The organism is Bordetella tumulicola, assembly GCF_054779135.1.
Genome location: NZ_BAAGYU010000008.1, coordinates 231905 through 242168, shown reverse-complemented (window position 1 = coordinate 242168; position 10264 = coordinate 231905). Strand labels below are relative to the sequence as shown.

Genomic DNA, 10264 nt, shown 5'->3' with positions numbered 1-10264 from the left:
ATCGATCTGGGGCTGTCTCATTTTGCGACCCTCTCAACCGGAGAAAAAATCAATGCGCCGCATGTCTTTCGACAACATGAAGCCAAGTTAGCCAAGCTGCAACGTCGCTTGGCCAGGAAACAACGCGGATCGGCTCGCCGTGCCAAGGCAAAGCTGAAAGTCGCCAAACTGCATGCCAAGATCGCAGACACCCGCAGGGATTTCCTGCACCAGCTCTCTACCCGGTTGATCCACGAAAACCAAGTGATCGCCGTAGAAAGCTTGTCTGTGTCAAATATGCAGAAAAACCGCTGTCTGGCTAAATCCATCGGAGATGCCGGGTGGGCTGAGTTCGTGAGACAGCTTGAATACAAAGCGCGTTGGGTCGGACGAGACGTCGTGCGGGTGGATCGCTGGTACCCCTCCAGCAAGCGCTGCCACGCTTGCGGACACGTGTTACCTAAGCTGCCGTTGAGCGTGCGGCGGTGGTTCTGTCCCGCATGTGGCACAGACCACGATCGTGACATCAACGCCGCGCATAACGTATTAGCCGCCGGGCTGGCGGTGTTAGCCCATGGAGAAACGGTAAGACCTGAGTGCATGAGTGTTGATGCGCAAATGGCTCGGTTCGGTGAAGTGGGAATCCCTTTCCCTTTAGGGAGGGGAGCAGTCAACGTGTTCCCCATGAAAGACGTGAATTAACGGAAGGAATCAACCGCGCTTGGGTTCGACTCCACACCATTCATTCAGAAAGAGCGCAAACGTCTTGGCAACGCGCAGCATGCTCTGCACGCTGACGTTTTCATTGAATCCGTGATAGTTACGCGCGATCGGTCCGTAGCAGGTCACCGGCACATCGGTCATGAAATGAAAATGTCGGCCGTCCGTCGTGCCCGTCAGCGCCACAGGCTTGGGGGCTTCGCCCGCCACCTGCCGGTGCGAGTCTGCCAATAGGCGCAACGCGGGTACGTCCAGGTCGTACTCGCAACCAGGCGCATGGAAGCCTTCGTAGCGAATATTGAATTGGGTATCGGGTTGGCCGACCTCTTGCTCGACCTGGCGTATGCAAGCTTCAATACGTGCCTTGGCCGTTTCAACCGGCATGTCCGGATAGCACGACAAGCGCAGGCCCAGCGTGCATACACTGGGTACCGACGAGTTCCAATCGCCGGCATGGATCTGCCCGAGATTAAAGTTGATGGGATGCGCGTGGTCACGATAGGCGGGGTGGCGATTTTCGGGCAGGTTCCACTCGTGCTCGACCTTCCTGATCGCATCCATGACGCGCAGCCCGAGATCTACCGGACTGATTCCAGTCGTCATTACTGAGGCGTGGGCCGGCTTGCCGATGATATCCACGTACATCCAGAACACGCCCACCTGGGCCGACATCAAGCCCTCATGGGTGGGTTCCGGAATCAGCACCGCGTCGAACGCGCTGAGCTTGGCCACGCCGATCGCGCTTTTAAGCGCCGATATCGTGGCCAGCGTGCCGTTGCCGGTGTTTTCCTCTTCGAGCACACCATTGAAGCCCACCACCGCGGCGGGTTGCATACCTAGATCCTGCAGGGCTTTGAACGCCGCCAGCGAACACACAATGCCGGCTTTCATATCACCTGAACCACGGCCGTACAACCAGCCGTCATGCAAGCTGCCCTTGAACGGCGATTCTTCCCATAAATGTTCCGGGCCGGTAGGAACGACATCCAGGTGGCCATTGAAAAGCACAGAACGCCCGGTGCTTTGCGTCGGCTCATGACATGCCAGCACATTGAAACGCCCGCCGTCGGGGCAGCAAGCCGGCGAATATAGGGGGAGCCCTTCGATGTCCTCGGTACGCAGCGCGATACGCTCGCTTTGCAGGCCCAACTCGGCCAATTCGGCCTCGAGGAACTCCGCTGCCGGAATTTCCTGGCCCAGCAGGCTGCGGCACTGCACGAAACGCGACAAGGTATCGGTCATGTAGTGCTCCAGCCTATCGACCGCCGCCTCGATATCCCCTGCTGACAATCTTTGCGCCTGAACTTCGCTCATTTCACCTCCAGCGTTTTGTCGGTAAAATACGAGTATCAAATATTGATACTTACGTGCCTACTAATGATATCTTAGGGTTGTATATCAAACCTGACAAGACATCCACGATGAGAGATTTCCCTAACATCGGGATGTAGCACGTCAATTTCTATCGCGTCAGCAGGAGGCAAACTATGAGCAGTGTGGATACTCGATTCAATCAATCCGTGGCCAAGGCATTCGACATCCTTGAAGCCTTTAGTGTGAAACCCGGTACCTTGAGCTTGAATGAATTGATCGAGATTTCGAATCTGGACCGCAACTCCACGCTGCGCATGCTGCACACACTGGTGGCGCTGGGTTATCTCGAACGCGGCTCTAACCAGCGCGGCTACACACTGGGCAAGAAAATCCTGCACCGGACGTTCGACTATCTGCGTGGCCACCCACTGATCGAGCGCGCCAACCAGGTGCTGATCGAGTTGCAACAAGAGTCCAACGAAGGGGTGGACCTGAGCCTGCCCGATGACCTGAATATTGTGTACGCGCTGCGCCGGCAAACACGACGGCGCTACTATTTCGCGACCCTGGTGGGACGCTCTATGCCGATGTACCGGGCGTGCGCGGGTCGAGCCATCATGGCGCATCTGCCCGACGAGCAGGTCGACGATATCCTGACGCGCTCCGATCTGGTGGCCGTCACCCCGCACACGCAAACCGATCCTAGCGCCATTCGCGAAAAAATCTCGCAGGCCCGCCAGAACGGTTTTGCCATGACCGTACAGGAAACATTGTTGGGCGAACTCGCCGTGTCGTCGGCCGTGTTAGACCACACTGGTCAACCCATCGCGGCGATTCACATCTACGGCCTGCTATCTCAATGGAAACCAGAGGCTTTCGCCCAACGCTTCGGGCCTTTGGTCATCAATGCCGCACAAGCGCTCAGCAAGCAATGACTGCAAGCGGATGGTGAAATTTCGCTATTAGATCACTGCCGCATTACGCAGTGCGGTCAGCTCTTGATCATTCAGGCCTAGCAGACCGCCCAAGATCTCATCAGTGTGCTGGCCAATCATCGGCGGCGGTAGATCATAGGTCGGCGGCGTCGCGGTCAAGCGTAGCGGTGAAGCCGCCGCACTGACACGTGCGCCATCCTCACGCTCGTAATCGACACGTAGTTCGCGATGTTTGACCTGCTCATTATCAAAGACCTGGTCATAGGTGTTTATCGGGCCGCACGGAACGCCACTCTTTTCGAGTAGATCCAGCCAAGTAGCCGAATCCCTAGTTTGCATCGTCGCCTTTAGTGCCACGTCCAGACGCTCGCGGTTGACGATACGACCCGTTACCTTGGCAAAATCCGGATCTGCCGCTAGGTCATCGCGTGCCATCACGACGCAATAGCGCTGCCATTGATCATCGTTGCCTACTGCAATAATGATGTGACCATCGTGCGTGGGATACACCCCATAGGGCACCAGACTCATATGCGCGTTCCCCATGCGGACTGGCACTTTCCCGCTAGCGAAATAGCCGGTTATCTGATTACTGCCAAGCGCGACGACGCTGTCGAGCAAGGACATATCGATGTACTGCCCCTCCCCTGACTTAGCGCGATGATTGACTGCGGCGAGGATGGCAATCGTTGAATACATGCCGGTGATGATGTCCGCAAGCGCAATGCCTACCTTCTGGGGCCCTCCTCCCGGCGAACCGTCCTTTTCGCCCGTAATACTCATCATGCCGCCCATGCCCTGAAACACAAAATCGTAGCCCGGACGATGGGAATAAGGCCCATCCTGACCGAAGCCTGTGATTGAGCAATAAATAATCGACGGGTTCTCGCGTCGGATGGACTCATAATCAAGGCCATACTTCTTCAAATTTCCTACCTTGAAGTTCTCGATAAACACATCACTCATCATGGCTAGTCGTTTTATTAACAACTGACCCTGCTCTGTTGTGATGTCGACCGTCACCGACCGTTTTCCGCGATTCGCCGCGGCATAATAGGATGAATCCGTGGCGTCTGTTTCATCCGATACGGGAAGCCATGGTGGCCCCCAGACTCGAGTGTCATCCCCGACACCGGGGCGCTCAACTTTGATGACGTCAGCTCCCAAATCAGCCAGGTTTTGCGTGCACCACGGTCCCGCCAAGATACGTGACAAGTCCAGCACGCGAATATTCGACAAAGCCTTGTCACCGGCTTGGCTCATCATCTGGTTAAGCATGTTGTCCAGCATGGCAATCTGTCCTAGTCATCAGAACGTGGTTAATTACGGCCCTGATCGTTACCGCTGCAGCTTGATATCGGCCTGGGTGATTACCGTTGCCCATTTGTCGATTTCCTGATTCACGTAGCGATCAAATTCGACTTGTGGCATTTTCCCGGGCGCGGCGCCGAGCTCATTGAATTTCTTTTCAATCTCAGGCGAAGCCAGTACTTGGTTCACATCCTGTGATATCTGCTCAAGCAGGTCATCGGGGATTTTCTTCGGCGCATACAACCCAAACATTGCAATGGCCTCAAACCCATCCACGCCTGCCTCGGAGATCGTGGGCACATCAGGCAACTGCGGTACTCTTTGCGCCGATGTCACCCCCAAGGCGCGCAAGGATCCTGACTGAATGTGCGCCAGAACCCCGGGGACCGAATCAAACATCATTGGAATCTGCCCCGCCAACAGATCATTCAAAGACGGTGCCGCGCCACGATAAGGAACATGTGTCAGCTTTATGCCGGCCATATGCGCAAATAGTTCGCCCGAGAGATGGTTAGCTCCGCCAACACCCGCAGAGCCAAAGTTGATCTGACCGGGCTTTTTCTTGGCCAGGTCAATGAGCTCCTGCACGGTTTTCACTTCAAAATTCTTGTTCACCACCAGCACATTCGGAACCTGCGCGACCATGGCCACATTCGCGAAGGCATCTTTGGTGTCGTAAGGGATGGTGTCCTTGAGCAAGGTCGGATTGATAACATGATGCGTCGCGGTTAGCAGTAGCGTATATCCATCGGCCTGACCACGAGCCACCGCCGCCGAACCTATCGTGCCGCTGGCGCCTGCGCGATTCTCAACAACGACTGACTGCCCCCATTTTTGCGCCAAGGCATTGCTCAGATGCCTGGCCAGTACATCTGTCGTCCCGCCCGCGGGGAACGGAACGACGATGGTCACCGCCCTATCGGGAAAGCCCTTCGCCCAGGCGACAGAACACATTAGCGCCGCTATCGAACTCATGAAAATGCGATGTATCCTCTTCATACTCTATCTCCCATAGAGAACGCCGCCTACTGAAGTCAGCGGCATAAAAAGAGTTGGGTTCCTCTTTAATTAATGAGGAAACTCCACCATTGCTTCACCTTCGGCCACAAGACTATCCTGCTGATTCTTTACCTGCACGGAAACAACCACCCAGTTCGCTTTTTCCGTTTTCTTGATTTTCTTCACGATGCCTGTAGGTGTGATCGTGTCGCCAGGTTTAACCGGAGATCTCCAGCGCGTTTCCAGGCGTCGATGCGTACCCCCGAGCGGCAAGGCCCAATCCGTCATCATTCGGGTAATCAGACTGAAATTGGACATGCCGTGCATAATGATTCCGCCGAAGTTGGTCTTGCCAAAGTCCGACTTCATATACTCATCGTCCCAATGCAGCGGGTTGTAGTCGAGTGAGGCCTCGCAAAACGCCCAGATCGTCTCTCGTGTCGGACTGAATGAGGGTCCTTCAATACGCAGGCCTTCTTCAATATCAAATGTTTTTTCCATCTCGTGCTCCTTACTCTGGACGGATCGTCCAGCCGCGGCCGGAGCAGATCACTTCATTTTTTTGATTGAAGAAAACATTGTCATGAACGGCGAAAAGACGATCGCCTTTGATGAATTTGTCTAACGCGCGGGCCTGGAGCGTGATCACGTCGCCCGGCCTGGCCGGCACGTTGTAGGTCCATGATTGACTGGCATTGATGGTGCCGGGGCTGCGCATCCAATCATCGTTTGGTGTGCACGAGAACATCAGCAATACATGAATCGACGGCGGCGCAATGATGCCCTCCCATTTCGTCGTTCTCGCATACTCCTCATCGATATAAAGAGGGTTCATATCGCCGGTGGCTTTGCACAGTTTGTAGATCGCCTCTTTGGTCAACTTATAGGGAAGTGTTTTCCGCGGGACACCGGGGACGATGTCGTCCCAGAGTTTTCGGGCGGAATTACCCGCCCAGAAGTCGGTGTCATATTGGTAATCCATGCATGCCTCCGGATCAGATACTGGCAATAGATAGTCAAATGAGTCACAATAAAAACGACCGCTAGACGGTTATTAATAACCGCTATACGAACAATACTAGGGGCTACCTATTTGCCTGTCAACACGAAATTCGAGCCGCCAGACTGAAATGCTGAACGGAAAAACAGCAAAATCCCGGAGGAATGTCATGGCATGATGGGTGAACAAAACCGTCGAGTATCCTCGAATATTCAACACCATCAGATCAGTAGGAGTCCGGACCATGGAAAGTCGCGAGAGCGAATCTTTCGTACGCACCTTTGCACGCGGGCTGCAGGTCATTGAATCCCTGGGGCGTAACCAGCCCGAGATGAACATCGCCGCTCTGTCGGAAGACACGGGCCTTAGCCGGTCCGTGATCAAGCGCTATGTACTCACACTGACAGATCTTGGGTACACACGCACCGACGGTCGCAGTTATTCCCTGACACCGAAAGTGCTCAATCTTGGCCTTTCTTATCTGTATTCATTGCCGTTCTGGCGGCAAGCGCAGTTAGAGCTCGAGGAACTATCGCAGCACATCAAACAGTCATGTGCCATGTCGATCCTCGACGGAAACGAGATCGTTTATGTCGTGCGCGTCCCGACCTACAAGATCCTGCGGGCCAGCCCCACCCTGGGCAGTCGCCTACCTGCCAATGCCGTTTCCATGGGACGGGCATTACTCGCCGAACTGCAGGAGACGGAACTTAACGAGTTTCTTGAACATGCGCCCCTGAAGCGACTTACCAATCAAACATTGACAGATCGGAACGACCTGCGAGCCGAAATTTTATGCACTCGGGAACGCGGTTATGCATGGGTTGACGCAGAGCTGGATGAAGCCATTTGCGGCCTGGCCGTTACCGTCAAGGATCTCGAAGGCAGAGCACTGGCCGCGATCAATGTGAGCCTTCCGTCGGGCCAGATTAGCGAAAAGCAAGCCGTAAAGAAGTATTTGAATCTGCTTCGTTCCAGTGCGTCGAATATACGCGCGACACTATGAGCGATTGCTAAAAGTTCGAACATGACCCGCATCAACTGCGTACCCGTTCAAGAGCTAAGTGGCCCACACCTTGTTGCCGAATACCGAGAGCTGCCTCGCGTTTTCGCACTTGCACAGAAGGCTTGCGCTCGCGGAGTCCCGCCCCAACCGCCTACCTACACTCTCGGAAAAGGCCATCTGCTTTTCTTCTATACACGACTAGGCTATCTTGCGCGGCGGCACGCCGACTTGATCGAGGAAATGAAGCGCCGCGGCTACAACCCCACCTTTACCGGTGTCCGGCGTGAAGACTTTCCTGGCATTCCAGATAAGTTCTGGGGTGCCTGGGTACCGACTACCGAAGCGCTACGGCTGAACCGTCAACGGATCAAAGAACGTAGTACCGCCGCTCGCGTCGAATGATGATGTGCAACGATCACCGAGATTCTGACGATGAAATCAATGGTCTCGGCGGGGTACGCCAATGCCCCAGCAAACCCGGTAGCGCCGGTTGCAACCAATGCACCCCATCTGTTTGCATCGCGTCCGTGACCGTCTCTCTCGCATCCACATCCATCTGCCACGCGACCGCCGCCACCCAATCCTCCGGCAGGCGATAAACCCTGGCCTGCCACTGCCCTTCCGGAACACGCAGCACTGCGGCGGACGCACCGGTATATGTCAGACCCACTTTCGCCATACCAGCCGGAAACGGCAGCCTCGCCGCTTTAAGCAGGGACTCTTTGAGCGTCCACAGCACGTAGAAGTCCTCAAGCCGACGCGCAGGATCGATCTCGGACAACAAGGCCGCACGTTCTTCGGGCGTGCAAACCCACCGCGCAATGGCTTCGGTATCGCGTGGACGACAACGCTCCAGATCGACAGCCAGGACGACCGATGCCGGCGCTATCGCAGCCAGCGCGTGACCGCGACTGTGGCTCAAGGCCAACGGCGCGTGTCGGTCAGCCCCCGTAGCACGGCGCAGTTCAGCCGCGATCGACCGACTGACTTGCCAATCTTTTTCGGCACGCGGAGCCCGGGGGGCCGACAGTCGTACCCGATCCGTATCGCTCAGATTCTCAGGGTCATAATGACGTTGCCAGGCAGGCCCGCCGAACTGAATATGAATCATTAGTTTCTTTACGTAACTCGAAAATAATTTCTTTATGTAACTATAAATAACATAATACCTTATCCAGTACAATCGCCAGCTATGTTTACGTTCACCATCGAACAGTGGGGAGCGTGGGCCCCCGGTTTGGATGACGAAAGTCATTGGCGTGAATGGGCGACGTCACCGTACTGCCCGTTTCCCGAAACCGGCACCTTGCCCAGCACCCATTTTCTGCCTGCCATGCAGCGCCGTCGCCTTAGCCCGCTGGCGCGGATGACGTTCGGCTGCGCCTGGCCGTTGGCAGAAGGATGCGCGCCCATGCCTATGGTATTTGCTTCGCGTCATGGTGAAACCACACGCAGCTTCCAGCTCTTGAGTGATCTGGCCGCCGACGAACCGCTTTCGCCGACCGCCTTTGGCCTGTCGGTGCACAACGCTATTCTGGGGCAATGGTCTATTATCCGCAAAGAAACCGAGGAGACCGTTGCCTTGGCGGGTGATACGGATTTGCTGGAACACGCCATCCAGGAGGCGTGCCTACTATTGCACGCTGGCGCGCCGCGCGTGCTGGTCATTGCGGCCGAAGAACGGCCGCCACGCGCCTATTTGCCCTGGATCGATGATGTGCCCTTTTCGTATGTCGTCGCGTTGCGCCTGAGTGCCGGGTCCGACTGGCAACTGTCCCTTACCCGTTCAGGCCAGGATCCCGTGTCTGAACACTGGCCGCACCCACTCAATTTATTGCGCCACCTCGTCAACGGTACGTCCTCCTGGTCTCATAGTGGATCGACACGTCATTGGCAGTGGGGCCGCGCCGCCGCATCATGAACACCTCTCCGCTGCAGGATCCTCTTCCCGGCACGAATCCGCCGCGGCAGGACGCCTGGCTATGGCGCCTATTCGCGACGGGGCTGGCCTTTACGTTGTTTGGTCTGGGCGGATTAGCGTTACGCCTGATCGTCTTTCCGTTATTGCGCTTGCGAGGCGGCAGTGCCGACGAACGGCAGCAACGTGCCCGCGTGGCGATTGCCTGGACATTTCGTTATTTCGTCCGATTTATGGTTTTTGTCGGTATTCTGACTATCGACTTCCGGGGAGCAGAGCGCCTCGGGCGCCCGGGCCAGATGATCATTGCCAATCACCCGTCCCTGCTGGATGTGGTCTTTCTCGTGGGGCACGTTGCCAAGACCAATTGTGTCGTCAAGCATGCGCTGGTAAGTAACGTGTTCACGCGCGGCCCTATTCTCGCGGCTGGCTATATCAGTAACAATGAAAGCTTGGACATGCTGGATCAGGCGGCGCAGGTTCTGCGTGATGGTCAGGCGTTGCTTGTGTTTCCAGAGGGAGGTCGCACACCGCGAGACAGCATGCCCCGTTTTCATCGCGGCGCCTGCGCCATCGCCTTGCGGGGTGCCTGCGTCATTACACCTGTCGTTATCCGCATGAACCCACGCAGTCTCACCAAAGGCGAACCGTGGTATCGAATTCCGCATCGACGTATGCACTACACCATCCATGTAGGCCCGGATATCGACCCAGTTAAATGGAGTTCACAGGCTCCGTTACCCATTGCTGGCCGCAGGCTCAACGAGCATCTGCACGCCTATTTCGACACTGAATTAACCGATCATGACAACAAACATTCAGCTGGAACATGACATCAAGGTCCTGATCATCGAGTCCCTCGGACTCGAAGACATGCAACCCGAGGACATCGACAGCAACGCCCAGCTCTTTGGCGATGGCCTGGGCCTGGACTCTGTAGACGCGCTTGAGCTTGGCCTGGCGCTGCAGAAAAAATTCCATGTGACCATCGATGCCGAAACACGCACCATGCGCGAACACTTTGAATCGGTGGCCAATCTGAGCAAATTTGTCGCCGCGAAGCAACGCAGCGCTTGATACCG

13 protein-coding genes are annotated in these 10264 nt (G+C 55.9%); 7 read left to right on the top strand and 6 right to left on the bottom strand.

The window, feature by feature from the left end:
• The coding region (locus ACYVDM_RS16390) for an RNA-guided endonuclease TnpB family protein (RefSeq protein ID WP_460475425.1) at positions 1-681 on the top strand (681 nt) is incomplete at its 5' end.
• Positions 682-690: 9 nt separating this feature from the next.
• On the opposite strand, the gene ACYVDM_RS16385 is transcribed toward ACYVDM_RS16390, so the two are convergent.
• Positions 691-2013: an ArgE/DapE family deacylase gene (locus ACYVDM_RS16385; protein ID WP_415786863.1), complete on the bottom strand. Its 1323-nt coding sequence runs from the start codon at positions 2011-2013 to the stop codon at positions 691-693.
• A gap of 173 nt (positions 2014-2186) precedes the next feature.
• On the opposite strand from ACYVDM_RS16385, the gene ACYVDM_RS16380 reads away from it, so the two are divergent.
• The gene (locus ACYVDM_RS16380) at positions 2187-2948 is read left to right on the top strand and encodes an IclR family transcriptional regulator (protein ID WP_415786865.1); all 762 of its coding nucleotides are present in this window, start codon (positions 2187-2189) and stop codon (positions 2946-2948) included.
• A gap of 27 nt (positions 2949-2975) precedes the next feature.
• On the opposite strand, the gene ACYVDM_RS16375 is transcribed toward ACYVDM_RS16380, so the two are convergent.
• The 4 genes from ACYVDM_RS16375 to ACYVDM_RS16360 form a co-directional block, all read right to left on the bottom strand.
• Entirely contained in the window at positions 2976-4238 is a 1263-nt protein-coding gene (locus ACYVDM_RS16375) for a CaiB/BaiF CoA transferase family protein (RefSeq protein WP_415786867.1), read from the bottom strand.
• 48 nt (positions 4239-4286) lie between these two features.
• Positions 4287-5258 carry a Bug family tripartite tricarboxylate transporter substrate binding protein gene (locus ACYVDM_RS16370; protein ID WP_415786869.1) on the bottom strand — a complete coding sequence of 324 codons (972 nt, stop codon included), beginning with the start codon at positions 5256-5258 and terminating at the stop codon, positions 4287-4289.
• Between the two features lie 69 nt (positions 5259-5327).
• Positions 5328-5759 carry a MaoC family dehydratase gene (locus tag ACYVDM_RS16365; protein ID WP_415786871.1) on the bottom strand — a complete coding sequence of 144 codons (432 nt, stop codon included), beginning with the start codon at positions 5757-5759 and terminating at the stop codon, positions 5328-5330.
• 10 nt (positions 5760-5769) lie between these two features.
• Positions 5770-6240, bottom strand: coding sequence for a MaoC family dehydratase (locus ACYVDM_RS16360; RefSeq protein WP_415786873.1), 471 nt, complete (start codon positions 6238-6240; stop codon positions 5770-5772).
• 262 nt (positions 6241-6502) lie between these two features.
• On the opposite strand from ACYVDM_RS16360, the gene ACYVDM_RS16355 reads away from it, so the two are divergent.
• Positions 6503-7264: an IclR family transcriptional regulator domain-containing protein gene (locus tag ACYVDM_RS16355; RefSeq protein ID WP_415786875.1), complete on the top strand. Its 762-nt coding sequence runs from the start codon at positions 6503-6505 to the stop codon at positions 7262-7264.
• A gap of 21 nt (positions 7265-7285) precedes the next feature.
• The gene (locus tag ACYVDM_RS16350) at positions 7286-7666 is read left to right on the top strand and encodes a pyrimidine dimer DNA glycosylase/endonuclease V (RefSeq protein ID WP_415786877.1); all 381 of its coding nucleotides are present in this window, start codon (positions 7286-7288) and stop codon (positions 7664-7666) included.
• Between the two features lie 13 nt (positions 7667-7679).
• Here ACYVDM_RS16350 and ACYVDM_RS16345 read toward each other — a convergent pair whose 3' ends face one another.
• Complete coding sequence (locus ACYVDM_RS16345; protein WP_415786879.1) at positions 7680-8375, bottom strand: 4'-phosphopantetheinyl transferase family protein; 696 nt, start codon at positions 8373-8375, stop codon at positions 7680-7682.
• An 81-nt stretch (positions 8376-8456) separates the two neighbouring features.
• Between ACYVDM_RS16345 and ACYVDM_RS16340 the strand changes: the two genes are divergently transcribed.
• From ACYVDM_RS16340 to ACYVDM_RS16330, 3 genes are read left to right on the top strand one after another with little or no spacing between them, the layout of a single operon-like run.
• Positions 8457-9185 (top strand): beta-ketoacyl synthase chain length factor, encoded by a 729-nt coding sequence (locus tag ACYVDM_RS16340; protein WP_415786881.1) that lies wholly within the window; start codon positions 8457-8459, stop codon positions 9183-9185.
• Positions 9182-10015: a lysophospholipid acyltransferase family protein gene (locus ACYVDM_RS16335; RefSeq protein ID WP_415786883.1), complete on the top strand. Its 834-nt coding sequence runs from the start codon at positions 9182-9184 to the stop codon at positions 10013-10015. Before ACYVDM_RS16340 ends, ACYVDM_RS16335 begins: the two co-directional genes overlap by 4 nt.
• Positions 9987-10259 carry a phosphopantetheine-binding protein gene (locus tag ACYVDM_RS16330; protein WP_415786885.1) on the top strand — a complete coding sequence of 91 codons (273 nt, stop codon included), beginning with the start codon at positions 9987-9989 and terminating at the stop codon, positions 10257-10259. Before ACYVDM_RS16335 ends, ACYVDM_RS16330 begins: the two co-directional genes overlap by 29 nt.
• Positions 10260-10264: the final 5 nt, after the last annotated feature.